Raw genomic sequence first — 25213 nt, forward strand, 5'->3', positions numbered from 1 at the left:
CTACCTCAAAATTCTGCGAAAGCAAAGAAATTAAGTAAGAAATCAACTGCCCGTTAAAGTCCGATTGGTTCAACTCATAATCAGTGTGGATAAAGAAAATCCCCACTGATTAAAGTTTCATTTTATGAGAACGATTTCATGCAATTATTATAACAAGATTATTATTATGTACATAATAATTTGCCTAGAAAAAAGCACCTTGCTATTATTCATAACAAGATGCCTTTCTTTACTCCGGTCGTTTTTTTGTCCACGTTTCAATAACTTCACCAGTATCATTAACATCTAGTACTAAACTACCGTTACTATACCGGTCTTTATTTCGATACGCTTTCGGATCAATTTCTTCTACGATATGTTTCTCTGTCTTCATGTAAACTAGTTCATCATCTCGAACGATTTCAATACCGACAATACGGTATGGATTACGTTTTAACTCTTTGAAAATAACAAGTCCTCGCTTCGCCCTCGTTGATTTCTCAATTTCTGATGCTTTTAGACGTTTCACAGCACCGCGCTGCGTTACGAGAATAAGTTGATCTTTTTCACCATTTAACGGTTTACCAGAGGCGACATAGTCATCTTCTTTTAAATTAATTGCTTTTACACCAGCAGCTCTTACACCAACTGGACTTACTTCATCTTCATGGAAAATAAGTGCATATGCACCATGCGTTGCAAGAACGATATCACTCGTTCCATCTGTCGCAAATATATCTACTACTTCATCATCTTTTTTCAAGTTTACAGCAACAAACGCCCTCGAATAGCGCTGTACTTTATACAGATTTAATTCCGTCTTCTTAATCATACCATTCTTTGTTACAAATACGATAAATCGCTTTTCTTCCTCAAAATTCGGTACGACAGTTGCCCAAATAATGGTTTCATCCCGGTCGAGTGAAACGATATTAGCAACGTGCTGACCTAAATCTTTCCAACGAATATCTGGCATTTCGTATACTGGCAGATATATATAGTTTCCTTTATTCGTAAATAAGAGGACTGTCTCTGTCGTATTCGTATCGAATCGTTCAAGTAAGATGTCACCCTCTTTCATACCGAAGTCTTTGCCATTTGAGGCATTATGCGAGCGCCATCCAGTACGTTTCACATATCCTTCTTTCGTTACAGTAACGATGACATCTTCTTGCGGGATCATTACTTCCACATCTATTTTAATTTCTTCGATTTGGTCTTCAATAATCGCACGTCGATCATCACTATATGTTTTCTTAACTCTCTTTAAATCTGTTTTAATTACTTGAAGTAATCTTTTTTCACTCTGTAAAATTGCCTGTAATTCCGCAATTTTTTTATTCAATTCATCTGCTTCTTTTTCTAATGCCGTAATATCTGTATTTGTTAAACGATATAATTGCAACGAAACAATCGCTTCTGATTGTGCTTCTGTAAAACCAAATTTTGTACTTAAATTATCTTTCGCATTACGCTTATCTTTAGAAGCTCTAATCGTTTCGATTACTTGATCTAAAATTGATAATGCTTTCTTTAAACCTTCAACGATATGTTGACGATTTTCTGCTTTTCTCAACTCATACTGAGAACGCTTTGTTACAACTTCTTTTTGGTGCCCAATATATGCATCCAAAATTTTTGGTAATGTCATAAGTGTAGGACGACGATTATTTATCGCTACCATATTGAAGTTATATGGAATTTGTAAATCTGTATTTTTATATAAATAATTTAAAATACCTTCAGAATTTGCTTCTTTTTTTAATTCTACGACAATACGAAGCCCTGTACGGTCAGTCTCATCACGTACTTCAGCAATACCGTCTAATTTTTTATCTAGACGTAGTTCATCCATTTTTTTAACAAGGTTCGCTTTATTCACTTCGTAAGGAATTTCAGTAATTACGATTTGTTGTTTTCCACCACGAATCGTTTCAACTTCTGCTTTTCCGCGAATAATAATTTTACCTTTACCTGTTTCATATGCCTTTTTAATACCATCAATCCCTTGAATAATACCACCAGTTGGGAAATCAGGTCCTTTAATAACTGTTAATAAATCATCGACCGTACTATTTGGTTTATCAATACGCATCATCGTTGCATCGATTACTTCACCTAGATGATGAGGCGGAATTTCCGTCGCATAACCAGCTGAAATCCCTGTAGATCCGTTCACTAATAAGTTAGGGAACATTGCTGGAAGTACAACAGGCTCTTCACTCGTATCATCAAAGTTTGACACAAATTCCACTGTTTCTTTATCAAGATCACGTAATAACTCAGATGCAATCGGTGATAAACGGGCTTCTGTGTAACGCATTGCCGCTGCTGGATCACCATCAACGCTACCGTTATTACCGTGCATTTCAACTAAAACATTACGTACTTTCCAAGTTTGACTTAAACGTACCATCGCTTCATATACAGAGGAATCACCGTGCGGATGATAATTACCAATAACGTTACCGACTGTTTTAGCTGATTTCCGGAACGCTTTATCATGTACGTTTCCTTCGACATACATAGAATATAAAATACGCCTTTGTACTGGTTTTAAGCCGTCACGCGCATCTGGAAGAGCGCGATCTTGAATAATATATTTACTATAACGTGCAAAGCGATCACCTAACACGTCTTCAAGCGGGAGGTCATGAAACTTCTCTGCTTGCATGTTATTCCACCTCCGTCTCCATAATCATTTCATTTTCTAAAATATTTCCTTCTTCTTGCATACCAAACTGTACATTACGCTCAATCCATTTACGGCGCGGTTCTACTTTATCGCCCATTAATGTTGTTACGCGGCGCTCTGCTCTTGCTGCATCATCAATTTTCACGCGAATTAATGTACGCGTTTCAGGATTCATCGTTGTTTCCCATAATTGATCTGCATTCATTTCACCAAGTCCCTTATAACGCTGTAACATATAGCCTTTTCCGACCTTCTTCGTTACACCGTCTAATTCTTCATCTGACCAAGCGTATTCAATTACTTCACTCTTACCTTTCCCTTTACTTACTTTGTATAAAGGAGGAAGTGCGATAAACACTTTACCAGCTTCGATAAGTGGTTTCATATATCTGTAGAAGAACGTTAATAACAACACTTGAATATGCGCTCCATCTGTATCGGCATCGGTCATAATTACGATTTTATCGTAATTAATATCTTCCACATCAAATTCATTTCCTACGCCACCACCGATAGCATAAATGATTGTATTTATCTCTTCATTTTTAAATATATCAGCAAGCTTTGCTTTTTCTGTATTAATTACTTTACCACGTAATGGTAATACCGCTTGGAAACGTCGGTCTCGACCTTGTTTCGCAGAACCACCGGCAGAGTCACCCTCTACTAGGTACAGTTCATTTTTCTGTGGGTTACGTGATTGTGCAGGTGTTAACTTACCACTTAATGTACCTTCTGATTTCTTTTTCTTTTTACCAGTACGTGCTTCCTCTCTCGCTTTACGAGCGGCTTCACGCGCTTGCGCTGCTTTAATTGCTTTTCTCACAAGAAGTGTAGCTACGTCCGGATTTTCTTCTAAAAAGTAAGCTAAATGCTCTGATACAATAGCATCAATTGAAGAACGAGCTTCACTTGTACCTAGTTTCCCCTTCGTTTGTCCTTCAAACTGAAGTACTTCTTCTGGTACACGTACAGAAACGATAGCTGCTACACCTTCACGAATATCTGTACCTTCTAAGTTTTTATCTTTTTCTTTTAATAATGAAACTTTACGAGCATACTCATTAAACACACGAGTCATGGCTGTTTTAAATCCAGCTTCATGTGTTCCACCGTCTTTTGTACGTACATTATTTACGAATGACAAAATATTTTCTGAGTAGCCATCGTTAAATTGGAATGCTAGCTCTGCTTCAATTCCATTTTGTTCACCAGTGAAATATACAACCGGGTGGATTGAATCTTTTTCTTCGTTTAAATATGAAACGAAAGCTTCAATTCCTGTTTCATAATGAAACACATCTTCTAAATCATTTCTCTCATCTTTTATTGAGATTTTCATCCCTTTTAATAAAAATGCAGATTCACGTAATCTTTCACATAATGTTTCATAGTTATAATTTGTCGTGCTGAAAATCGTTGTATCTGGTTTGAAATGCATTGTCGTACCAGATTCTTTCGTCTTTCCGATTTTCTCAAGCGTCGTTACAGGAACACCACCATTTTCAAAGCGTTGTTCATAAATATTTCCGTCACGCTTAATCGTTACGACTAACCATTCTGATAAAGCATTTACAACCGATGCCCCAACACCGTGTAAACCACCACTCGTTTTGTAACCACCTTGACCAAATTTACCACCAGCATGAAGTACAGTTAAAATAACTTCAGGTGTAGGTTTCCCAAGTTTATGCATTCCCGTAGGCATTCCTCGCCCTTTATCTATAACGCTAATACTATTATCTTTATGTATTACGACAGAAATTTCGTCGCCAAATCCCGCTAACGCTTCGTCAACGGAGTTATCTACTATTTCGTATACTAAATGATGCAATCCACGGCTGTCCGTGCTCCCGATATACATACCCGGGCGTTTTCGAACGGCTTCAAGTCCTTCTAACACTTGAATCGCATCTTCATTATATTGGAACTGATGCTTCGCCAAACTCCTTGCCCCTTTCCTAATCAAAAATCAGAACATATGTTTCTATTATAGAATAACGCCTCGACTATAGTTTTGGCAAGTTATCTTATCTCTTTTATATACCATTTTCAATAGAAAAATCCTTGTTTTTTCACAAGGATTCCTCTAGGCTACTATTTCAGAAAAATAATCGTTTGTCAACGAGAAATGGATATGTATGCCAAGATTACACATTCCAAACCTTTATTATGATCCAAATGATCAAGATCCAAAACGGGATTACAAGTAACAATCCCCAAAAACAGCCTTTAAAAAATCTCATGATGAACACCTCGTTCATCGGCCCTACTTACCTATAACGAGGGCTGAAGCAATCTTTCTAACTTTACAATCTATACTATTTTGTCATTGCATGTTCTACTTTTATACAACGATCCATAATAACAGTATAGTCTTTTTCTTTTAAAAGTTTATATGTATCTTCATCTTGTACTCCTAATTGTGCCCAAAAAATATCTGCATCAATCTCAACAAACTCTTTTGCAACATCCATTAAAAACTCTGAGCGACGAAATACATTTACAATGTCAACATGTTCCTTAATATCCTTTAGTGAAGCAACTGCTTTTTCTCCAAGCACTTCATCGACTGTTGGGTTTACTGGAATAATGCGATACCCAGCATCTTGCATTGCTTTTGACACCATATAAGATGTACGTTCTGGCTTATCCGATAATCCAACAACTGCAATCGTTTTGCTTTTCTTTAATACTTCACCAATTTCCGTACGAGTTGGGTTTTCAATCATCATAATCAATCCCTCCTATTCCTTTAGTATAGCCGATAAAGAAAGTCTCTTTCAACATGAAAGAGACTTTCTTTTATTCCGATTATTGATTCTTTGTAGCTGAGTTATCTGCTAAAGTAGCTGTTTTCGTCATTTTTTGACCGTTACGATAGAATGTAACTTCTACTTTCTCGCCTACTTTTTTCTTTTCATATAAATATTTACGGAATTGAAGTGAGTTTTCTACTTTTTGATTATCTAATGCTACTACAATATCATATTGCTCTAAACCAGCTTTTTCTGCAGGTGATATTGGGTAAATTTTACCTAATACAACGCCATTTGTTACTTCTTTTGGCACTTTCAATTGATTTACTGCATAAGCTTGCACATCTTCTAATGAAACGACACCTACTCCAAGAGCTGGACGTTTCACTACGCCGTCTTTTTCAAGTGATTCAATAACTGGCTTTGCGATATTAATTGGAATAGCAAATCCAATTCCTTCAACTTCTTGTTGTGCAATTTTACTTGAATTAATCCCAATTATTTCACCGTTTTGGTTAAATAACGCACCACCACTATTACCTGGGTTAATTGCTGCATCTGTTTGAATAACTTGAGCATTCCAATCCGCACGTTTATCGCCATCGATATCTACTGGAATCTCACGTTCTTTACTACTAATAATACCTTCTGTTACACTTCCATCGAACCCTAGTGGGTTACCGATTGCAATTGCTTTTTCACCCGCACGGAGTTTACTTGAATCACCTAAAGTAGCAACTTTATTTACGTTAGATCCGTCAATTTCAACAACAGCTAAATCTAACCAAGGGTCTTTCCCTACAAGCTTTGCATCTACTTTTTTGCCGTCACTTAATTTTACAGCAAGTTTATTCGCCCCATCTACTACATGGTTGTTTGTTACAATATATGCTTTATTTCCTGCTTTTTTATAAATAACACCTGATCCTGAACCAGCTTGTTGTTCTTGACCTGTCGGTTGCATTGCAAATGGATCAATACTTTGTTGCATATTAATAACGCCTACAACAACATCTTTCGCGCCTTCAATCATACCAGGTAAATCCGTTTCATTTTTTGCTTTATTGACAACAGGAACTACAGTACCTTCAACTTTTGAATCCGAACTGAATGATGATACAGCCGCTCCATTATTTTGAGCCCATGGCATATATGGTGCCGCAAAACTAATTGTGACAGCCCCAACTACAGCTCCGACTAAACCTGTGAAAAAATAACCTTTTTTACTACCTGATTTTCTCACTTCTCTCGTTTCACTATGCTCTTCATTTAAATTTGGTCCGTCGTAATATCCCATGTTTACTTCCCCTCTCTGGTGAATTCGTATTTTCAGTATAGTCACGTTTTGTGTCCTTCTTGTGAACTCATCGTGAAATCCAATTAAAAAAATACTCTTATCTAACATTGTAGACAAAAAATGTATTTTTTGTACATTCTACCTGCCAAAGAGGATATAAAATCGTCATTTCCCTATGTTAAAGTACACAATTCGTTACAATTATTCTTCAAATTTATAACCAACTCGAATAACAGTACCGATATGCTTCGCTTTATCCCCTAGCTTATTTCGTAATTTTTTAATATGAGTATCCACCGTTCGGTCATCACCATAATAGTCATATCCCCATAACTGATCTAATAAATGCTGACGTGACAACACAATTCCTTTGTTCTCCATTAAATAAACAAGAAGTTCAAACTCCTTATGTGTCAATATAATTTCTTCTCCATCTACTAAAACAGTTCTAGATAGACGATTCACTTCTATTCCAGCTAGAGACATAGCATTTTCTTCTGCTACTCCTACGACGCCATCCGCACGTTTTAATAACGTCTTCGCGCGAGCTACTAACACTTTCGGGCTGAAAGGTTTCGTTACGTACTCATCTGCACCTAACTCGAACCCTAGTAATGTATCATCCTCATCTGAACGCGCTGTTAACATAATGATAGGTACCGCTGATTCTTTTCTAATTCGTCTACAAACAGACCAGCCATCTATTTCTGGTAACATAATATCTAACATAATTAAATCAATTTCATGCTCTGCAAATAATTCTAACGCTTTTTTTCCGTCTTCTGCTTCGATTACTTCAAAGCCTTCATTGCGAAAATAATCACTAACGATTTCACGTAATCTTCTTTCATCTTCAACAAGTAATACTGTTTTATTCATATCATCTATCCCGCCTTTTTACTCTTTCAATCGAATAATACGTTGATTGGAGCTTCCGCGAAATGGAAGTGTTAAATCTTTTTTCTCGATTTCAAATCTTCCATCGACTAAAACATCCCCATAATGTAACAACTCTATCATATCATTATTTTGAGAACTCTGTATCTCTTCTAATGTATAACCTGTATACATCCATAGATTTTTTTTCAAATCTTTCACTGCTTTTGCTACTTTTTTCACTTCAGCAGCTTGAAAAAATGGATCTCCACCTGAAAATGTTACATCAGTTAATGGATTACTTGCAATCTCTTTCACAATTTCTGCTACTGCCATTTCAGTTCCATTACAAATATTCCACGATTTCGGATTATGGCAACCGAAACAACGATGCGGACAGCCCGCAAAAAACACGACTGTCCGCAACCCTTCTCCGTCTACTACACTATCATGAATGATGTTCATCACTTTCATTTATGCTTCACCCGATCCATCTCTTCACTACGTTTTGCACTATTCCACTTTGACATATCTCCTACAAGATATCCTGTTATACGGCGAATTCTTTCTATATTAGCCTCGTCTCCATTTCTGCAACTTGGACATTCATTTTCAATGACTCCGTGATAACTGCAACACTTACAACGGTCAACAGGATGGTTAATTGAACCGTACCCAACGCCATGATCTGCCATCGCTTGTACAATTTGTTTTAACGCCAGTTTGTTATGCATAGCTGCTCCGTCTAGTTCAATATACGTAATATGTCCCCCGTTACATAAGGCATGGAAAGGTCCTTCTAAACGAATTTTATTTATCGCTTGCATGTTATAGTAAACTGGGATATGGAATGAATTCGTATAATAATTATGGTTCGTTATACCGCTAATCACGCCAAATTCTTCCTTATCTTTTTTCACAAACTTTCCTGATAACCCTTCTGCAGGAGTTGCAATGACTGAGAAATTCAGTTCATATTCTTCTGTCGCTTTATCCATTCTATCTCTCATAAAGGAAATGATTTCATAACCGAGTTTCCATGATTCTTCATCTTCTCCATGATGTTTTCCTGTTAAAGCTACTAAACACTCCGCAAGACCGATAAAACCAAGACTTAACGTCCCTTGTTTTAAAATCGATGCTACAGAATCTTCAGGCTGTAACTTTTCGCCACCGCGCCATACACCTTGTGAATATAAAAATCGAAAGTCTCTTGCTCGCTTCGTACATTGATACTCAAATCTCTCTAATAATTGCTTAATTCCTAGATCTAAGTAATAATTTAACGCTTCAAAAAAAGCTTCCTTTGAACCACTAATGAGCGCTAGTTTCACTAAGTTAATAGACGTAAATGATAAATTTCCTCTTCCAATCGCTGTTTCTTCTCCGTGTATGTTAGACATAACACGGGTACGACATCCCATGTAACACACTTCACTTTCCGGTCGTCCATCATAATGCACTGCATTAAATGGCGCATCTAAAAATGAAAAGTTAGGGAATAATCGTTCCGCCGTTGTCTCTAACGCTAATTCAAATAAATCATAGTTCGGATCGCATTCTTCAAAGTTCACACCCTTTTTCATTTTAAAAATTTGAATAGGAAAAATTGGTGTTTCCCCTTTACCAAGGCCAGCTTGTGTTGCTTTTAAAAGCTGTCTAACTAATAATCGTCCCTCTTTTGTTGTGTCTGTTCCATAATTAATAGAAATAAACGGGACTTGTCCTCCGCCCCTACTGTGCATACTATTTGAATTATGAATGAAAGCTTCACACGCCTGATACGTATCATTCTCTGTTTCTTTCCATGCAAATTCTTCTATTTGTTCTATCGTAAGCGGATATGACTGCAATCGTTTTTTATGTCTCGCTACTGTTTTTCTCACATACGGAGCTAAATCAATATCAAAGAGTGCAAACGATTGACCACCGTGCTGCATATTTTGATTCGCTTGAAAAATAATAGATGAAAGGGCCAATGCACTTTTAATGTCTTGCGGTTGTCTCATATGCCCATGTCCGGTATGAAAACCGTTCGCAAGCATTTGCGCTAACGGAATTTGCGAACAAGTCGTCGTTCCCGTCGCATAAAAGTCTAAGTCATGTGGATATAATATATTTTGATTTATCGCTTTTTTCACTTCATCTGACAATAAATTTTCAACAGCGTAATATTTCGCACTCTCAGATGCGAACGTTCCCATTACTCCCATCGGAGAGCGGCCATCTACATTTGCATTTTCTTGCATTAAATCTTGTTCATTGCCGTGGACAATCGCTTCAAACACTCTCATTAATTCTTCTCCACGTGTATTTTTTTGTAACATTTATAACCCTCCACCAATATGTTGTTGTCTTTTGATTAAAATGTTACTACATATAGTCTGATTGTTTCTGTGAGAAATGTAACATTCCTGTGAAATTTTTTTCACGAAATAATGAATTTTTCATTTACAAAAAAGAAATGTGCTCTTTACAAATGTATGGTACAATATACGGGAAAAACTCTTTTTACCCTTTATCAACACATTTGAATAAAGGAGACTGAACTTATGGTTACTACATATCTTTTATTTATCGTTGCCTACTTACTTGGCTCGATTCCATTTGCACTAGTCGTTGGAAAGATTGGTTATGGAATTGACATTCGTGAGCACGGAAGCGGTAATCTAGGCGGAACAAATACATTCCGCACACTAGGGAAAAAAGCAGGTTTTATCGTTACAATTGCTGACATTTTAAAAGGTACATTAGCAACAAGTCTACCGATTATTTTCGGATTAGATGTTCACCCACTATGGTTCGGATTAGCAGCTGTTCTTGGACATGTGTATCCGATTTTCGCGAAATTCCGTGGTGGTAAAGCAGTTGCAACTTCTGCTGGCGTACTCTTATGCTACTCACCAGTTGTTTTTGCAATATTAGCTGTTGTCTTTTTCAGCCTTTTATTTACAACAAGATACGTATCACTTTCTTCTATGGTAACAGCTGTCGTTGCCGTTATCGCATCAATTGTTAGCGGGGATAAAATCTTCATTATTGCGATGTGTTTATTAGCAGGTATGGTTATTTATAAACACCGTGCAAATATTGGACGAATTATAAATAAAACTGAACCGAAAGCAAACTTTTCAAAAAAGCAAAAATAAGATCGTAACCCACATAACGCAAAAAGAAAACGTGAAGCATATTAATAGCGTCTTTTTGCGTTATTTTTTATACTAAAGAAAAAGCAACATAATTTGGAGGAACTATACATGAATCTTTCCGTAACAAAAGAAGCAGCACAATGGTATAAAAACGAATTAAACTTACAATCGGGTGAAACACTACGCCTTTTCGTACAATACGGCGGTTGCAGTACAGTGCAAAAGGGACTTTCTTTAGGTATTCGTAAAGATGATCCTGCACATCCTGCTGTTCAAACTCAAGAAGAAGGTATTAACTTCTTTATTGAAGGCGATGATGAGTGGTTCTTCGATGGACATAATTTATCTGTTACATTTAACGACGGTGATGATTTCCCTCAATTTAATTATGAAAAATAAAAAAACGTGGCATCTGCCACGCTTTTTTATTTTTTCTTAATTTCCTCATATTTCGCATACCACTCAGGATAGAACTTTTTAAATGAAACGGGCCTGAATCCTTCTTTTTTCGCACAAATATTCGTCGTACTCGCAGTAATACAAAGGTCTCCATCGCCATTATAAATTTCATATCCATATACAACACGAAGCGGGCTCACAGTGTCCACCCACGTTTTCACAATTGCCTTTTCACCGTAACGCATCGCTTTACGATATGAAATTTGCAAGTCTAACACAGGAGAAATAATGCCCTCTTTCTCCATTTCAACATATGAAAACCCTAAATCTTGTATAAGTTTCGTACGGCCTAATTCAAGCCACACTAAATAGTTTGAATGGTAAACAACACCCATTTGATCTGTTTCCGCATAACGGATTTCAACTTCATGTTCTGCTACAAACATATGTATTCGCCTTCTTTCACTTCTGCTACCTTGCATACATTTAATCATAATACAGCGGAATCAAAAATAAAATAAAAACAGTGAATCTTTTACCGAAAGGAGCAAGCATATGATTCAAATTGTAACGGTTCGTAGTGGCGATAGCGTATATAGCTTGGCATCAAAATATGGATCAACACCTGACGAAATAGTAAAAGACAATGGACTAAATCCATCTGAAACACTCGTCGTTGGTCAGGCTCTGATCGTGAATACGAAAGGGAATAATTATTATGTACAGCCTGGCGATAGCCTATATCGAATCTCTCAAACATATAACGTTCCTCTCGCTAGTTTAGCTAAAGTGAATAACTTATCTTTAAAATCCATTCTCCACGTTGGACAGCAATTATATATACCGAAAGGGACGAAACGAGCGGTAGAATCCATCGCTTATTTACAACCTTCCACTATACCCATTAAAGAAAGTTTAGTTAATGCTACACGTGCCATTAATCCATTTTTAACATACTTAGCTTACTTCAGTTTTGAGGCAAAAAGAGATGGTACATTAAAAGAACCAACCGAAACAGCTAAAATCGCTAATATTGCAACGCAAGGTAACACCATCCCTATGCTCGTTATTACAAATATTGAAAACGGAAATTTTAGTGCCGATCTGACATCAGTTATTTTACGCGATGCAACAATCCAAAACAAATTTATTACAAACATTTTGCAAACTGCTGAGAAGTACGGTATGCGAGATATTCATTTTGATTTCGAGAGTGTTGCACCCGAAGATCGCGAAGCGTATAATCGTTTTTTACGAAATGTGAAAACACGCTTACCTAACGGATACACGTTGAGTACAACGCTTGTACCGAAAACAAGTTCTAATCAAAAGGGAAAATTTTTCGAAGCTCACGATTATAAAGCACAAGGACAAATTGTTGATTTCGTCGTCATTATGACATATGACTGGGGATGGCAGGGTGGACCACCGATGGCGATTTCTCCTATCGGTCCTGTAAAAGAAGTACTTCAATACGCAAAATCTCAAATGCCTCCACAAAAAATTATGATGGGGCAAAATTTATACGGATTCGATTGGAAACTTCCGTTCAAACAAGGAAACCCACCTGCAAAAGCAGTTAGCTCTGTTGCAGCTGTTGCACTTGCTCGTAAATACAATGTTCCTATCCGCTATGATTTCACAGCTCAAGCTCCACATTTCAATTACTTTGACGAAAACGGTGTACAACACGAAGTTTGGTTTGAAGATGCGAGATCTATTCAAAGTAAATTCAATTTAATGAAAGAACAAGGCATTGGCGGTATTAGTTATTGGAAGATCGGCTTGCCATTTCCACAAAATTGGCGTTTACTCGTTGAAAACTTTACAATTACGAAAAAGGGCTGACAAAAGTCAGCCCTTTTTGTACATTCTGTTAAGATTCATCTTTGATTTCACTTTTTAATGAGTCAATACTTTCTAAACGTCTTTGATTTTTTGCTTCAATAGCAGAACGGTCTTTTTCATTAGAAAGCTCCGCTGTTTCTTTTGCTTCATTAAAGTTATCAATTGTATTTTGCACCATTTCTTGTAACTTTTCAGCGTTATCACTTCGATTATCTGGATTTGGCATGTACTTTCCTCCTAACATTGTATATACACATCATCTTAAATTACCTATCTTCCCTCAAATTTATACATAAAAAAGGAGAATACAATATTCTCCTTTTCTTTAACCGTTATCAACAATCGGTTGTTTGCCCGTTTGGTCTTGCATTTGCTTTCCTTTATTGCCACCAGCTTTTTTTGATTGTGTTCCAATATGATTCGGTGCAAAGTCTTTTGAATTCTTTTTCGGATTACCCATTACTATCGCCTCCTTAACACTAGTATCGTACTAGTGTTAAGAATTATTCAGCTTGCTTAAAAAGTTTCATTTCATAACGTTTTTCAATACGCTCTTCAATACGATCGATTGCATCGCGATCGCTTAATAATTGTTGTTTATTTTCTTTCACAAGTTCGTCAAATGATTTACGGCGACTTCTTCTCACGCTGTTCACCCTCTCTCTTTCGCATTCTTACTATACATAGTATGAGCAAAGGAAAAACTCTTTAATCAGATTTGCAAGAAAATTTTATGTTTTAGTACTCCTAAAAAAACTCCGTGTACGTTTTATTGTACACGGAGTTTTTTATACCATAATATTTAAATACTCTTTTAACTTTTCATCTGCATTCATTTCACTTTGTTTATAATCATGCAGCGCTTGCAATACGAAATCATACTGTTCTAAAATATAACTTTCTAATTTCAGGACGTCCTCTAAGCTAGTAAGCATAATTCTCGTATTACCAACTTCACTTTTTAACGCCGGTTCACATTTTAAACTCGTACATATTTCTTTCACATCATCTTCTAATATCTCTGTTAATATGTATTTCTTTCGTCCTTTTACTTTTACTCTCATAACTGGATAAAATGCTTTTATATCTAAATAGCTTCCTACGCTCATACAACGAACCCATTCGATATCACGTTTATTTCGTACAAGTACCCCTTTTACTGCTTCATATACTATTGTTTCATCAAGTACTTCTGTATTCGATTTCCTTTTCGCCTCTTCTTCAATAAAGGCACATTTTTGATAAACTGCTGCACAAGTAATACAATCATCAAATGCATTATGAGAACTTAAACGAATGCCAAGCATTCGCTTTAACGTTTCAAGTTTATGATTCGGCGCGTGCTTCATATATTTCTTTGCTAGAAACACAGTATCAATCACTTTATTTTGCGGTTCCGGTAATCCAAGCATATTCACATTACTTTTCAAAAAGCGCATATCAAAAGATGCATTATGAGCGACAATTACATTTGTATGTAAAAATGCTAAAAATAAAGGTAACACTTCTTCAATCGTCGGTGCGTCCGAAACACGATAATTTGTAATACCTGTTAAACTCGTTATTCGGTCCGGAATTGAACGCTCTGGATTCACATAGGAAACAAATTGATCTACTAGTTCATGATTGCAATATTTTACTGCTGCGACTTGAATAATTTTATCATTATAAGGGTTAAATCCTGTTGTTTCAAAATCAATTACAACATAATCTAACGGTAAGGATATATTCCCCACTCCAAACACTCCTTTACCTCTAAACGTTTATATTTCTTTTATCATAACATGCTGCTATCACTACGTGAAAAAGAAAAGGCAGAAATGATAACTTTCCACCTCTACCTTTTCACCATTATTTTAATTTAGCAATCCGTTTCTCCATCTCTTTTTGCGTCATCGGCCCAATAAACTTATCTTGAATGACACCTTTCGTATCTATAAAGTACGAAGTTGGGATCGTAATGACTTTATAAGCTGTTGTCACATCAATATTCTTGTCCAATAAGATAGGAAAAGTAATTCCTTTTTCCTTAGCAAATTTACTTACCTTTTCTACTCCCCCACCTTTTTCTGAAGGCGTATAATTTATTGCTAAAATTTCTACGTTCTCTTTATGTTCTTTATAAAAAGCTTCCATATCCGGCATTTCTTGCTGGCAAGGCCCACACCACGTTGCCCAAAAGTTTACAATCACTTTCTTTCCTTTTAAATCTGATAACTTTACATTTGTTCCATCTAACTTCGTTAATGTAAAGTCTGGTGCACTCTTCCCTATTTCAATACCATTACTTGCAATCATCTCTTTCATAGCAGCTTCACTTTTTTCTTGCTCTCCTTGTACCGCCTGATCGTTTTTACCAAACTGTTCATAAGCTGCATATCCCGCTAAACTAAGTAACACTACAATAATCGTAAGCTTCCGCCACATTTTATATCACCCTAACGTGTTTATCTTCTAATAGCTTAATCACTCAAATACTCTATACCTTATTTTAGCTTATACGGACAAGCTTGGAAATATTCACAGTCGAAATAATCTAAATATTCGTAACTAAGATGAAATATTTTCCTTTTTACCATATAATTAGAAATATATACGAAACCTGTGAGGTGATATGTATTTTACAATTGCTAATCAACCCATTCACTTTCGTTTTTTTCACTTTACCATTACTATGTATTTGTTTGAGCAGTTTGCTATACAAATTTAAATTGGCTGCTATTATTATTTCTTTTACTGCCCCTTTTATATTTTTCATTATCGTCTCTGAATTTGACATACACCTAGCTTTACAAAGCTTTGATGCTTGGATCGTTTTTAGTGTTGCTTATTCTGTACTTTCCTACATAACGGCAGCATTAATAAGAAGAAAACGGCACATATAGAAATGTCAAAAAGGAGGGTATTTTTATGAATTTATTTGAAAAAATACTATTATATATTCTTAGTTTTATATTTTCTCCAATCGGCATTATCACTTGGATCATCTCGCTCTTCAGTAAAGATCCTGAAAAAAGGCAAGTGGGACGTATTTGCCTCTATATTGCTTTAATCTCACTTATCCTATTAGCCGGCCTTGGTGTTCTTACTTTCTTCACTACTACTACTATACAGTAGTTATAGAAAGGATGATTATTTTGGGAGAACATCCTATAAGTAAAGAACTTCGTTATATACGAATATGTTTAGTTATTTTAGTAATTGTTCTTTTATTTTTCAATGGTAAAAAAGTCGTTGAAATTTCTACAAATCATGATTCTATAGAAAATGTTTCGACCGGTAATATGACACAGATTGCTGAAAACACATTCGCTATTCAAGAATATAACCCATCTCTAAGCAGCGAACATACGGTCAAAATTTTTAAATATAATCCAGATACAAACCAACTTACTCTGATGAAAGAGTTTGATGCTAGCAATACTGAGTCTTATACGTATCAACTTAATACGATTGAATAAAGATAAGAGCACTATGTCGCTCTTATCTTTTTATTAACATCTTTTTGAAAAATGACTTATATGTTAATAATTCTCTAGGATCCCTATATTCCACAATAATTCCATTATTCATGACAACAACTCGATCCGCTATCATCGCCCTCTCTACATCATGTGTTGCCACAATTCTCGTTACTTCGCTTCCTAATCCTTCTATCATATTCCAAATAGTTTCTTGATTGTTCGAATCTAATCCCGCAGTCGGTTCATCTAACATAATAAGATTCGGATTTGAACCTATTGCTCGCAATAATGCCAGACGTTTTCTTTCCCCTCCCGAAAACTCTTCACCGCTTTTATGTAATACAGTTTGAATTCCTTCTGATAAATCTATAATAATCGGTTTCACATTAACAAGTTCCATATTTTTTTCTAACTGGTTTTCTAAATACACTTCCCCGAAATACATATTCTCTTTTACTGTCGTTCGGAAAAAGCGAGGTTCTTGCCACACTGTCGTCATACGAGCCTCATTACCATGATAAACAATGCTACCGTTTGATGGTTTATACAACCCTGCCATTAATTTTAAAAGCGTTGTTTTTCCTGCCCCACTTTCTCCTATAATAATAACGAGTTCGCCAGGATTAATTTGCAAATCAATATTCTTAATTCTGCATTTCTCTGCACCATTCTCCTGAAATGAAGCATTTGTTACCGTCATCCCCATCGCTATTTCTTGATTACTATTTGCCACTCGTTTATCTAAAAAAGAAAAAACTCTATTTGCCGAAGCGATTGCAACTTGTGTCATCATTAATAAATCGCCCACGTAACGGACTGGAAAAAAGAGCATTTCAATTGTCGCTAACACTACTACAAGTGAACCAACTTCCATTTCCCCTTTCATTATTTTTTGCATGCCTATAATGAGAACAACGATATATGCTCCTGTTTCAATCACTGTTCCAACTACTCCAATGCAATGTTGCATCATCGTCTTCTTTACTTCTGTTTTATAAGATTGTGCTGTTACTCCTTTAAATAAGCGAATGGCCCACTTTTCTTTTTGCAAACTACGTAAATCTTGAGCTCCTTTTACAAACTGTGACACCATCTCTACAACACTTGACTGATTCTCTTGAGCAATGCTTGCAATATTTCTTACCTTTTTCCCCATCAGTACCGGAACCGTTGCACTTAAAAACAAAAACGGAGTTACCCACAATATGAACTTTATATCTATATGTTGTAGTGCTATGAACGCGCCTATAAATTGCGCAATGGCGTGTATATATTCTATTAATATAGAACCATATAATCTGACCCAATTCGGAATATCAGACACAACTAACGTCTCTAACTCTCCTTGTTTAATTTTCTCACTTCCTTCAAACGGTAATAAGAAAAAATGAAGTAATACATCTATACGCTTCTCTCGTAATATTCGCTGACTTGCTTTGGAGCTTACATAATCAAATGAAAGATTGTTTATCCACATCAACAATCGACTAGCTGCAAACAAAGTAACATAAAGGTACGCTCCCTTCAGCTCTCGTTGAATAAGGTTATCTACAATTAGCCCCATGAATAGTGGACGGGATAAGTTTAAAATAGCAGCAAAAATCCCGCTGCATACAGCTGCTATTACTAACATTTTTTCTTTCTGTAACGGTAACAATATTCTTTTATATTCTTTCATGATGTCCCCTCCATTTTTATAGTAAAAAGAAAGGGATGAAACCAAATGGTTTCATCCCTTTCCATAAAATAAGGAAGCTAACAGTTGTTAGCTTCCTTATCGTTCATTTCAATTATTTAGTTCGACACTTTAGATTCTTCAATTTTCTCACGAAGAACCATTTGTAAGATACCACCGTGACGGTAGTAGTCAATTTCAACTTCACTATCGAAACGAGCTACTACTTCAAATTGTTTTTCGTTACCATCTGCATCAGTTGCAACTACTTTTACAAGATCGCGTGGTCTAACTGTTTTGTCAATTTGAATTTCAAATGACTCGTTACCAACAAGACCCAACGTTTCAGCGCTTTCGCCATCTTTAAATTGAAGTGGTAACACACCCATTAATACTAAGTTACTACGGTGAATACGCTCGAAGCTTTCTGCGATTACTGCTTTAATACCTAATAAGTTTGTACCTTTCGCAGCCCAGTCACGAGAACTTCCCATACCGTAATCTTTACCAGCAACAACTAGAAGGCCTGTGCCATCTTCTTTATATTTCATAGCAGCATCATAGATAGATGTTACTTCACCAGTTGGCCAATATGTTGTATATCCGCCTTCTGTTCCTGGTGCGATTTGGTTTTTAATACGAATGTTCGCGAATGTACCACGCATCATAACTTCATGGTTACCACGACGAGAACCGTAAGAGTTGAAGTCAACTGGTTGTACGCCATTTTCTAATAAGTAGCGTCCAGCTGGTGTGTGCTTACCGATTGAACCTGCTGGTGAAATGTGGTCTGTCGTTACAGAGTCACCAAATTTACCAACTACGCGCAAGCCTGATAACGTTTCAACTTCACCTGGTTCTTTAGATAATCCTTCAAAGAATGGTGGGTTTTGAATGTATGTTGAATCATTATCCCAAGTATATAAAGCTTCATTTGAAGTTTGAATTTCATTCCAACGCTCATTGCTATTAAATACTTGTGCATATTCTTTCTTGAACAGTTCAGATGTAACAACGCTTTGAACTACATCTTCAATTTCTTTAGCTGATGGCCAAATATCGTTGAAGTAAACGGCATTGCCATTTGCATCTTTACCGATTTCATCATTTTTCAGGTCAATATCAACAGTACCTGCAAGTGCATATGCCACAACAAGTGGTGGTGATGCTAAGTAGTTTGCCTTTACAAGCGGGTGAATACGACCTTCAAAGTTACGGTTACCAGATAAAACAGATGTTACTAGTAAGTCATTTGCTGCGATTGCTTCTTCTAATTCTGGCGCTAATGGGCCAGAGTTACCGATACAAGTCGTACAACCGTAACCAACTGTTTGGAAACCTAATTGATCTAAATATGTTGTTAAACCTGATTTATCTAAGTATTCAGTAACAACTTTAGATCCTGGTGCTAATGATGTTTTTACGTACTCAGGTACTACAAGCCCTTTTTCAATTGCTTTCTTCGCAACTAAACCTGCCCCGATTAATACGTATGGGTTTGATGTATTTGTACAGCTTGTAATTGCAGCGATTGCAATTGCACCTGTTTTCATCGTTACTTCTTTATCTTCTAATGTAACCTTCACTTCTTTATCGAACTCTTGCTCATTAAATCCAAGTCCTTGTGTTCCAACTGGCGCTAAAACAGCTTTGTGGAACGCATCTTTCATATCTGAAAGTGGAATTAAATCTTGTGGGCGTTTCGGTCCAGAAAGGTTAGATTCAATTGTATTTAAATCAATTTCAACAAGATCAGTGTAAATTGGATCTTTGCTGTCTGCTGTATAGAATAAGCCGTTCGCTTTACAGTATTCTTCAACAACGCGAATTTGCTCTTCATCTCTACCTGTTAAACGTAAGTATTCTAATGAAATATCGTCGATTGGGAAGAATCCACAAGTTGCGCCGTATTCTGGTGCCATGTTTGAAATTGTTGCACGGTCAGCTAAAGGCATGCTCTTTAGTCCATTACCGAAGAACTCAACGAATTTACCAACTACACCTTTTTGACGTAATACTTGCGTTACTTTTAATGCAACGTCAGTTGCTGTAGTACCACTTGGAAGTGTACCAGTTAATTTCACACCGATTACTTCAGGTACTGGGAAGTATGAAGGCTGTCCAAGCATTCCTGCTTCTGCTTCAATACCACCAACGCCCCATCCAAGAACACCGATACCATTGATCATTGTTGTATGTGAGTCTGTTCCAACTAATGAATCTGGGTATGCAACTAAGTCACCTTCAGCATTTTTCACAGCGTGAACAACTGGTGCTAAATATTCAAGGTTTACTTGGTGTACAATACCTGTAGCTGGTGGAACTGCACGATAGTTATCAAATGATTTTTGTGCCCAGCTTAAAAATTTATAACGTTCTTCATTACGTTTAAACTCTAAGTCCATGTTGAATGCAAGCGCGTCTGCCGTACCCGCTCTATCAACCTGTACAGAGTGATCAATTACAAGGTCTACAGTAATTTCCGGATTGATTTTATCAGGATCTCCACCCATGTCTGCCATTGCTTTACGAAGCGAAGCCAAATCAACAACAGCCGGAACACCAGTGAAATCTTGTAAAATTACACGAGATGGTTTAAATGGAACATCGATATCTCGCACATCTTTCGTTCCCCATTTCGCTAAATTTGTAACATGCTCTTCTGTGATTACACGTCCGTCTACTTGACGAAGTACTGATTCAAGTAAAACTTTCACGGAATATGGTAATTGAGATACGTTGCCAACCCCTGCGTTTTCAAGCGCTTTCAAATCATAATAATGATACGTTTTTCCATCTACTTCAAAAGTTGCACGTGATTGAAATGGATTATGTTTGACCATTATGTTTCCCCCCTGTTAAACGTGACTAAGTTGTCTGAATATAAAATGTAGACAAACTTTTCAATACCTTACGATAATATCTTATTACAACTTTCTAAATAAGTAAATAATAAGAAACTTATAGATTATCATAAGTTTTCTTTATGTTTCTAAATTTGAATAGTGTTCCTGCTCCTTATGAATACTATTACCATAAAGTAAAGTGCTCTATTAGCGCTTTACTTACAGTTCATACGCACTATGAACTGCTCATCATTCAACTTACAAAAAAAGTTATAGAGGTGAAATAAAATGGGTAAAAGAAAAGCAAATCATACTATTTCAGGAATGAATGCGGCATCTGCACAAGGACAAGGAACTGGTTATAACGAAGAGTTTGCAAGTGAAAACTTAACTGCTGCAGAACGACAAAATAATAAGAAACGCAAAAAGAACCAGTAACGAAAAATCCCAAAAGGAACATTCACCTTTTGGGATTTTTTCTAATGTTTATAACGTAACAATTCCGAAACCGTTACAAATCGATAGCCCTGCTTTTTCAGTTCAGGTAAAATTTTTGCTAGTGCTGCTACTGTTTGACTACGATCATTTCCTCCATCATGTAACAATACGATATCTCCACTTTTAGCATGTTTCACTACATGATTTACGATAAATTCAACCCCTGGATTTGCCCAATCACGTGGATCTTGATGCCACGACCATAGTACAGTTTGATACCCCGCTTCTTTCGCGGTTTTAAATACAGCATCGTTAATATATCCGCCAGGAGGACGGAATAGCAAAGGTTCTTTCACCCATTTTTTAAAATATTTCTTTCCATCTAAAATATCATTTTCCAATTTTTCATCTGATGAATTACTCGCATACAAATGATTCATCGTATGATTTCCAACTTCATGTCCCTCTTTTAACACTTGTTTCACCAAATATGGATTACGCTGCACTCGAAATCCAATCATAAAAAATGTCGATTCTGCTTTATATTGACGTAATAAATTTAAAATTTGTGGTGTATAAGTTGGATCTGGTCCATCATCGAATGTAATGGCAATAATCTTTTCATTATTAGGTACTTCCCACGTTACATAGCCAGTTGGTTCTAGCTCTTTTCTGAGCAACATTTTCGCTTCCACTTTTTCAACTTGAAATATATGTACTGCGCATAATAAAGAAAAAACGAATAGAAAAATTTTCTGTTTTCGCATAATTTTTATTAAAGTAAAAGGTTGTCGAATACACAACAACCTCATTTACTTTTCTAATCGATCTACATGTTGCATAATATTTTGGAGATTATTTTCGTATTGCTCAAGTTGTGGGCGTTGTGTTTCCGAAGCTACTTCTAACGCATTTTGAATCTGTTCATACGCCTCCTGAACCTCTTGGCGCAACCCTTTTAAATCGTGACCGTAGTTTGGATCATTTTTTACAATGTTGTTATATGCATGTTCTGCTTGTGTAACTCCTTGCTGCGCTGCTTGAAAAGCTTGTTGTTTATCTTTATGATATGGCATTATATAATCCCCTTTCCATAATAGTTAGTCCCAATTATCTTTACCCTTTTTTCTAAAAACATTCTCGTATAAATTTGCAAACTTCTCTCATTCTAAAGAGAAAGAGGAGGTGTCACATACAATGGGAAAAAACAATCGTGAAACAAAAGAAAAAAAGGGACAACCTGAACCATTAAGCGGATCTCATAAAGTAAAAAACCGTAACCATTCACGCCAAAAAAATCATGCACATCATGATATGTAAAACAAAAGGCTCACACTAGCTACCTTTATCACATACAATGTTTATATTTTTACATTTATTCTTCACCCTTACTTCATTCATGCATAACATAGTATGAATTGAGATTTCACGGAGGGTGTCTTACATGGGCAAGAAAAAGAAGGATTGTCTTTTTCATGTTGATGGTTTTGAAGAATGGATGGATCAGTTTTGTTCTGACTCTTGTAGTAACTTTAGTTTCCCAAATCAAATTCATATTGACCTTTGCGAAACTGAACAAGAATACATTTTGGAAACAGATGTACCAAATGTATCCGAACAAAATGTAGTCATTGAAAAGATGAAGACAGGCCTAAATATTTGCATACTTCATAATAATAGTTCTTTACAGCGGATCATTCCTTTACCCGCTACTATCATTTATAAGAAGATGTTAGCCTGCTTAGAGAATGGATATTTAGCCATTCATATCTCCAAAAATGAAGTTGCTAATAAACATGAAGAAAAAGTTCTTTTTCAAATTGAGAATTAAAATAAATACAAAAATAAGCCCCAGCCGTCTGCTGGGGCTTATTTTACCCCGCGTTAACGGACAGTAAAACTCCCACCTCAAAATGCAGTTGGAGCAAAGAAGTTAGGTGGGAGTCGGGCTGTCCGTAAACGTCCGATTTGTGAGGGCTGATAATCAGTGGGGGATGAACTCCCCCACTGATTAAAGTTTCACTTTATTTCGCATGTAGTTCTAAATTACAATTTCTATCATCCCTTTTTTTCAATAAACCTTTTGTAACTAAAAGTACAGGAAATGCTACAGTTGCAAATATAGCTAGCGCTGAAAAAACAATAAATCCATTTTGGTACCCGTAATAATCGAGAAGTACTCCCCCGAACCACGGACCAATTACTGCTCCAATTCCTGAAAATCCCATTGCTCCAAAATATGTACCTTTTAAATGCGAAACAGCTATATCATCTATAAATACGTCCGTCATTGAAAACATGAGAACTTCTCCAATTGTAAAAATAATTGTGCACATAGCAGCACCTAGCATAGATTCTACTATTCCAAATCCAAACAATCCTCCGCTCACAAATAAAGTTCCCACCATAATGGATACTAACGGTGTATACTTTTTACAAACTTGAATAATAGGGTATTGGATTACGACTACAACAATCGCATTTAAAGCTAACATATATGAAAATAATTTCACTCCATCCTGAAATATATGTGCATTTGCAAAATATTGAGATACTGTCGTCGTTAAATGAGAAAAACCACAATTACTCAAAATAATACCAACTAGTGCAACTAAAAAAACGACATCCTTTCGCAAAATGCGAAGTGCATTTAACATCGTGACAGGCTTTTCTATCTTTACTTTCTTTTTTTCAATCGGATACTTCTTAAATTGGAACGCTAATATAGCTGTATATAGAATGTATACTCCAGCTGCTACTAAAAACGGAATTGTTGATTTTGCGCTTCCAATCTGTAATCCGACAAGTGGGCCAATCGCCACTCCAACATTGATTGCACCGTAACGCAAATTATATACGAGTAAACGATACTCAGGTTTCGTTAAATCTGATAATAACGCTCTTGACGTCGGTTCAAAAAAGGACCTACATAATCCATTCAAAGCATTTAATAAAAAGAAACTTAAAACATGATCTGCAAGTGAAAAACCAATGAATACAAAGACCCAAACAATCATGGACCATATTATAATCATATTTCGACCGAATCGATCTGATAAATTCCCTCCGATAAAACTAGCAAACACTCCAACAAGTGCACTCGTTCCGATAATAGCACCCGTCATTCCAGCTGATACACCTTTCACAGTCGTTAAATAAATTGCTAAAAAAGGAATACTCATTGACGTGGCGAACCTCGCAAATAAAGTCCCTATTATAATTGTCATTCCTAACGGATGAATATTTTGCAACTTCCCCTTCATCTTAAAAACCTACTCTCCCTGTTCTTACATAAAAAAAGAAAGCAAAGGATCTGCTTTCTTTTCCCTTTTTATACTTGCGCTGTTGATACCCGCGCTGTTCTCGTTATATCCATATCTATGCCATATGTAAACTGTAATTCTTTACAAACATCTTTAATTAAAATTGTGACATTATACTTCTCATTAAATTGTAAAACGATGTTTTCTACTTCTTCATATGTATACTTATATTCCCCTGTAATGACACTTTTCAGATCAAAACATTCATTTATACAAAGTTGTACAAGCAGCTCGTCATATTTCTCTATTACATCTTCTTTTTTCCACAGTACCTCTTTTACATATAACCGATCAAATTTCACACTTTCTCGATTACAGTCCGTTAAAATCCGGGTCATTTCATTTAATTCTCGATACAATTCAGAAATATTTTTGCTTAAACTAAGTAGTTTATCTACGCCGTTTTCATATAACATATTCATTCCACCCCCGCATTTTCTTTTTCTTATTATAGCAAGAAAATTC

The 25213-nt window shown here is 36.1% G+C and carries 27 protein-coding genes; 8 read left to right on the forward strand and 19 right to left on the reverse strand.

Annotation, left to right across the window (positions count from 1 at the left end; translation table 11 throughout):
• Positions 1–229: 229 nt before the first annotated feature.
• From parC to AC3WVA_RS25395, 7 genes are all read right to left on the reverse strand, one after another.
• The gene (parC, locus tag AC3WVA_RS25365; protein ID WP_098880508.1) at positions 230–2653 is read right to left on the reverse strand and encodes a DNA topoisomerase IV subunit A; all 2424 of its coding nucleotides are present in this window, start codon (positions 2651–2653) and stop codon (positions 230–232) included.
• Between the two features lies 1 nt (position 2654).
• Positions 2655–4619 (reverse strand): DNA topoisomerase IV subunit B, encoded by a 1965-nt coding sequence (gene parE / locus AC3WVA_RS25370; RefSeq protein WP_048527581.1) that lies wholly within the window; start codon positions 4617–4619, stop codon positions 2655–2657.
• Between the two features lie 376 nt (positions 4620–4995).
• Entirely contained in the window at positions 4996–5409 is a 414-nt protein-coding gene (locus AC3WVA_RS25375) for a CoA-binding protein (protein WP_048527578.1), read from the reverse strand.
• 79 nt (positions 5410–5488) lie between these two features.
• Positions 5489–6730 (reverse strand): S1C family serine protease, encoded by a 1242-nt coding sequence (locus AC3WVA_RS25380; RefSeq protein ID WP_087958760.1) that lies wholly within the window; start codon positions 6728–6730, stop codon positions 5489–5491.
• A gap of 201 nt (positions 6731–6931) precedes the next feature.
• Positions 6932–7609: a response regulator transcription factor gene (locus tag AC3WVA_RS25385; RefSeq protein ID WP_001044683.1), complete on the reverse strand. Its 678-nt coding sequence runs from the start codon at positions 7607–7609 to the stop codon at positions 6932–6934.
• A gap of 18 nt (positions 7610–7627) precedes the next feature.
• Positions 7628–8080, reverse strand: coding sequence for an anaerobic ribonucleoside-triphosphate reductase activating protein (nrdG, locus tag AC3WVA_RS25390; protein WP_048527575.1), 453 nt, complete (start codon positions 8078–8080; stop codon positions 7628–7630).
• Complete coding sequence (locus tag AC3WVA_RS25395; protein ID WP_098346147.1) at positions 8077–9933, reverse strand: anaerobic ribonucleoside triphosphate reductase; 1857 nt, start codon at positions 9931–9933, stop codon at positions 8077–8079. The genes nrdG and AC3WVA_RS25395 overlap by 4 nt, the downstream gene beginning before the upstream one ends.
• A 225-nt stretch (positions 9934–10158) precedes the next feature.
• Here AC3WVA_RS25395 and plsY point away from each other — a divergent pair, with 225 nt between their 5' ends.
• On the forward strand, positions 10159–10755 hold the full coding sequence (gene plsY, locus AC3WVA_RS25400) for a glycerol-3-phosphate 1-O-acyltransferase PlsY (RefSeq protein ID WP_000258967.1): 597 nt from the start codon (positions 10159–10161) through the stop codon (positions 10753–10755).
• 108 nt (positions 10756–10863) lie between these two features.
• On the forward strand, positions 10864–11154 hold the full coding sequence (locus AC3WVA_RS25405) for a HesB/YadR/YfhF family protein (RefSeq protein WP_001054449.1): 291 nt from the start codon (positions 10864–10866) through the stop codon (positions 11152–11154).
• A gap of 26 nt (positions 11155–11180) precedes the next feature.
• Here AC3WVA_RS25405 and AC3WVA_RS25410 read toward each other — a convergent pair whose 3' ends face one another.
• Positions 11181–11600 carry an acyl-CoA thioesterase gene (locus AC3WVA_RS25410; protein ID WP_000495807.1) on the reverse strand — a complete coding sequence of 140 codons (420 nt, stop codon included), beginning with the start codon at positions 11598–11600 and terminating at the stop codon, positions 11181–11183.
• Between the two features lie 109 nt (positions 11601–11709).
• Here AC3WVA_RS25410 and AC3WVA_RS25415 point away from each other — a divergent pair, with 109 nt between their 5' ends.
• Positions 11710–13002: a glycoside hydrolase family 18 protein gene (locus tag AC3WVA_RS25415; RefSeq protein ID WP_048527572.1), complete on the forward strand. Its 1293-nt coding sequence runs from the start codon at positions 11710–11712 to the stop codon at positions 13000–13002.
• Positions 13003–13030: 28 nt separating this feature from the next.
• Here the strand turns inward: AC3WVA_RS25415 and tlp are convergent, their stop codons facing one another.
• The 5 genes from tlp to AC3WVA_RS25440 all read right to left on the reverse strand — a co-directional run bounded on the left by tlp (position 13031) and on the right by AC3WVA_RS25440 (position 15429).
• A complete protein-coding gene (gene tlp / locus AC3WVA_RS25420; RefSeq protein ID WP_001133509.1) occupies positions 13031–13228 on the reverse strand; it encodes a small acid-soluble spore protein Tlp in 198 nt (65 codons plus the stop codon).
• 99 nt (positions 13229–13327) lie between these two features.
• The gene (gene sspN / locus AC3WVA_RS25425) at positions 13328–13462 is read right to left on the reverse strand and encodes an acid-soluble spore protein SspN (protein WP_000527987.1); all 135 of its coding nucleotides are present in this window, start codon (positions 13460–13462) and stop codon (positions 13328–13330) included.
• A 43-nt stretch (positions 13463–13505) separates the two neighbouring features.
• Positions 13506–13649: an FbpB family small basic protein gene (locus AC3WVA_RS25430; protein ID WP_001254697.1), complete on the reverse strand. Its 144-nt coding sequence runs from the start codon at positions 13647–13649 to the stop codon at positions 13506–13508.
• A gap of 141 nt (positions 13650–13790) precedes the next feature.
• Positions 13791–14738: a 3'-5' exonuclease gene (locus AC3WVA_RS25435; protein WP_098346150.1), complete on the reverse strand. Its 948-nt coding sequence runs from the start codon at positions 14736–14738 to the stop codon at positions 13791–13793.
• Positions 14739–14853: 115 nt separating this feature from the next.
• Complete coding sequence (locus tag AC3WVA_RS25440; protein WP_098346151.1) at positions 14854–15429, reverse strand: TlpA family protein disulfide reductase; 576 nt, start codon at positions 15427–15429, stop codon at positions 14854–14856.
• Positions 15430–15912: 483 nt separating this feature from the next.
• On the opposite strand from AC3WVA_RS25440, the gene AC3WVA_RS25445 reads away from it, so the two are divergent.
• The gene (locus AC3WVA_RS25445; protein ID WP_098346152.1) at positions 15913–16119 is read left to right on the forward strand and encodes a hypothetical protein; all 207 of its coding nucleotides are present in this window, start codon (positions 15913–15915) and stop codon (positions 16117–16119) included.
• An 11-nt stretch (positions 16120–16130) separates the two neighbouring features.
• Positions 16131–16463 carry a YmzC family protein gene (locus AC3WVA_RS25450; RefSeq protein ID WP_098346153.1) on the forward strand — a complete coding sequence of 111 codons (333 nt, stop codon included), beginning with the start codon at positions 16131–16133 and terminating at the stop codon, positions 16461–16463.
• A gap of 22 nt (positions 16464–16485) precedes the next feature.
• On the opposite strand, the gene AC3WVA_RS25455 is transcribed toward AC3WVA_RS25450, so the two are convergent.
• Both AC3WVA_RS25455 and acnA read right to left on the reverse strand, forming a co-directional pair.
• Complete coding sequence (locus AC3WVA_RS25455) at positions 16486–18144, reverse strand: ABC transporter ATP-binding protein (RefSeq protein ID WP_141539492.1); 1659 nt, start codon at positions 18142–18144, stop codon at positions 16486–16488.
• Between the two features lie 116 nt (positions 18145–18260).
• Positions 18261–20984 carry an aconitate hydratase AcnA gene (gene acnA / locus AC3WVA_RS25460; protein WP_098346155.1) on the reverse strand — a complete coding sequence of 908 codons (2724 nt, stop codon included), beginning with the start codon at positions 20982–20984 and terminating at the stop codon, positions 18261–18263.
• A gap of 291 nt (positions 20985–21275) precedes the next feature.
• Here acnA and sspO point away from each other — a divergent pair, with 291 nt between their 5' ends.
• Positions 21276–21425 carry a small acid-soluble spore protein SspO gene (gene sspO, locus AC3WVA_RS25465; protein ID WP_048527565.1) on the forward strand — a complete coding sequence of 50 codons (150 nt, stop codon included), beginning with the start codon at positions 21276–21278 and terminating at the stop codon, positions 21423–21425.
• A gap of 41 nt (positions 21426–21466) precedes the next feature.
• On the opposite strand, the gene pdaB is transcribed toward sspO, so the two are convergent.
• Positions 21467–22192, reverse strand: coding sequence for a polysaccharide deacetylase family sporulation protein PdaB (gene pdaB, locus AC3WVA_RS25470; protein WP_141539494.1), 726 nt, complete (start codon positions 22190–22192; stop codon positions 21467–21469).
• A gap of 45 nt (positions 22193–22237) precedes the next feature.
• Positions 22238–22501, reverse strand: coding sequence for a hypothetical protein (locus tag AC3WVA_RS25475; RefSeq protein WP_048527564.1), 264 nt, complete (start codon positions 22499–22501; stop codon positions 22238–22240).
• 121 nt (positions 22502–22622) lie between these two features.
• On the opposite strand from AC3WVA_RS25475, the gene AC3WVA_RS25480 reads away from it, so the two are divergent.
• Complete coding sequence (locus AC3WVA_RS25480) at positions 22623–22745, forward strand: small acid-soluble spore protein P (RefSeq protein WP_016086814.1); 123 nt, start codon at positions 22623–22625, stop codon at positions 22743–22745.
• Between the two features lie 124 nt (positions 22746–22869).
• Complete coding sequence (locus AC3WVA_RS25485; protein WP_048527563.1) at positions 22870–23256, forward strand: Hsp20/alpha crystallin family protein; 387 nt, start codon at positions 22870–22872, stop codon at positions 23254–23256.
• A 193-nt stretch (positions 23257–23449) separates the two neighbouring features.
• On the opposite strand, the gene AC3WVA_RS25490 is transcribed toward AC3WVA_RS25485, so the two are convergent.
• Both AC3WVA_RS25490 and AC3WVA_RS25495 read right to left on the reverse strand, forming a co-directional pair.
• Positions 23450–24688: an MDR family MFS transporter gene (locus AC3WVA_RS25490; protein WP_098346156.1), complete on the reverse strand. Its 1239-nt coding sequence runs from the start codon at positions 24686–24688 to the stop codon at positions 23450–23452.
• 68 nt (positions 24689–24756) lie between these two features.
• Positions 24757–25164, reverse strand: a complete 408-nt coding sequence (locus AC3WVA_RS25495) for a hypothetical protein (protein WP_000965138.1) — start codon at positions 25162–25164, stop codon at positions 24757–24759.
• Between the last annotated feature and the right edge of the window lie 49 nt (positions 25165–25213).

The sequence above is a fragment of the Bacillus sp. EB106-04-02-XG92 genome, assembly GCF_058791995.1.

What these genes read in the sequence shown, in the direction of transcription:
- AC3WVA_RS25410 (WP_000495807.1), bottom strand. Translation starts at nt 11,600, where the DNA reads ATGTTTGTAGCAGAACATGAAGTTGAAATCCGTTATGCGGAAACAGAT.
- plsY (WP_000258967.1), top strand. Translation starts at nt 10,159, where the DNA reads ATGGTTACTACATATCTTTTATTTATCGTTGCCTACTTACTTGGCTCG.
- AC3WVA_RS25395 (WP_098346147.1), bottom strand. Translation starts at nt 9,933, where the DNA reads ATGTTACAAAAAAATACACGTGGAGAAGAATTAATGAGAGTGTTTGAA.
- sspO (WP_048527565.1), top strand. Translation starts at nt 21,276, where the DNA reads ATGGGTAAAAGAAAAGCAAATCATACTATTTCAGGAATGAATGCGGCA.
- AC3WVA_RS25375 (WP_048527578.1), bottom strand. Translation starts at nt 5,409, where the DNA reads ATGATGATTGAAAACCCAACTCGTACGGAAATTGGTGAAGTATTAAAG.
- acnA (WP_098346155.1), bottom strand. Translation starts at nt 20,984, where the DNA reads ATGGTCAAACATAATCCATTTCAATCACGTGCAACTTTTGAAGTAGAT.
- AC3WVA_RS25380 (WP_087958760.1), bottom strand. Translation starts at nt 6,730, where the DNA reads ATGGGATATTACGACGGACCAAATTTAAATGAAGAGCATAGTGAAACG.
- AC3WVA_RS25485 (WP_048527563.1), top strand. Translation starts at nt 22,870, where the DNA reads ATGGGCAAGAAAAAGAAGGATTGTCTTTTTCATGTTGATGGTTTTGAA.
- sspN (WP_000527987.1), bottom strand. Translation starts at nt 13,462, where the DNA reads ATGGGTAATCCGAAAAAGAATTCAAAAGACTTTGCACCGAATCATATT.
- AC3WVA_RS25475 (WP_048527564.1), bottom strand. Translation starts at nt 22,501, where the DNA reads ATGCCATATCATAAAGATAAACAACAAGCTTTTCAAGCAGCGCAGCAA.
- AC3WVA_RS25495 (WP_000965138.1), bottom strand. Translation starts at nt 25,164, where the DNA reads ATGTTATATGAAAACGGCGTAGATAAACTACTTAGTTTAAGCAAAAAT.
- AC3WVA_RS25445 (WP_098346152.1), top strand. Translation starts at nt 15,913, where the DNA reads ATGAATTTATTTGAAAAAATACTATTATATATTCTTAGTTTTATATTT.
- AC3WVA_RS25455 (WP_141539492.1), bottom strand. Translation starts at nt 18,144, where the DNA reads ATGAAAGAATATAAAAGAATATTGTTACCGTTACAGAAAGAAAAAATG.
- AC3WVA_RS25415 (WP_048527572.1), top strand. Translation starts at nt 11,710, where the DNA reads ATGATTCAAATTGTAACGGTTCGTAGTGGCGATAGCGTATATAGCTTG.
- AC3WVA_RS25385 (WP_001044683.1), bottom strand. Translation starts at nt 7,609, where the DNA reads ATGAATAAAACAGTATTACTTGTTGAAGATGAAAGAAGATTACGTGAA.
- parC (WP_098880508.1), bottom strand. Translation starts at nt 2,653, where the DNA reads ATGCAAGCAGAGAAGTTTCATGACCTCCCGCTTGAAGACGTGTTAGGT.
- AC3WVA_RS25450 (WP_098346153.1), top strand. Translation starts at nt 16,131, where the DNA reads ATGATTATTTTGGGAGAACATCCTATAAGTAAAGAACTTCGTTATATA.
- AC3WVA_RS25480 (WP_016086814.1), top strand. Translation starts at nt 22,623, where the DNA reads ATGGGAAAAAACAATCGTGAAACAAAAGAAAAAAAGGGACAACCTGAA.
- pdaB (WP_141539494.1), bottom strand. Translation starts at nt 22,192, where the DNA reads ATGCGAAAACAGAAAATTTTTCTATTCGTTTTTTCTTTATTATGCGCA.
- nrdG (WP_048527575.1), bottom strand. Translation starts at nt 8,080, where the DNA reads ATGAAAGTGATGAACATCATTCATGATAGTGTAGTAGACGGAGAAGGG.
- AC3WVA_RS25440 (WP_098346151.1), bottom strand. Translation starts at nt 15,429, where the DNA reads ATGTGGCGGAAGCTTACGATTATTGTAGTGTTACTTAGTTTAGCGGGA.
- tlp (WP_001133509.1), bottom strand. Translation starts at nt 13,228, where the DNA reads ATGCCAAATCCAGATAATCGAAGTGATAACGCTGAAAAGTTACAAGAA.
- AC3WVA_RS25405 (WP_001054449.1), top strand. Translation starts at nt 10,864, where the DNA reads ATGAATCTTTCCGTAACAAAAGAAGCAGCACAATGGTATAAAAACGAA.
- AC3WVA_RS25490 (WP_098346156.1), bottom strand. Translation starts at nt 24,688, where the DNA reads ATGAAGGGGAAGTTGCAAAATATTCATCCGTTAGGAATGACAATTATA.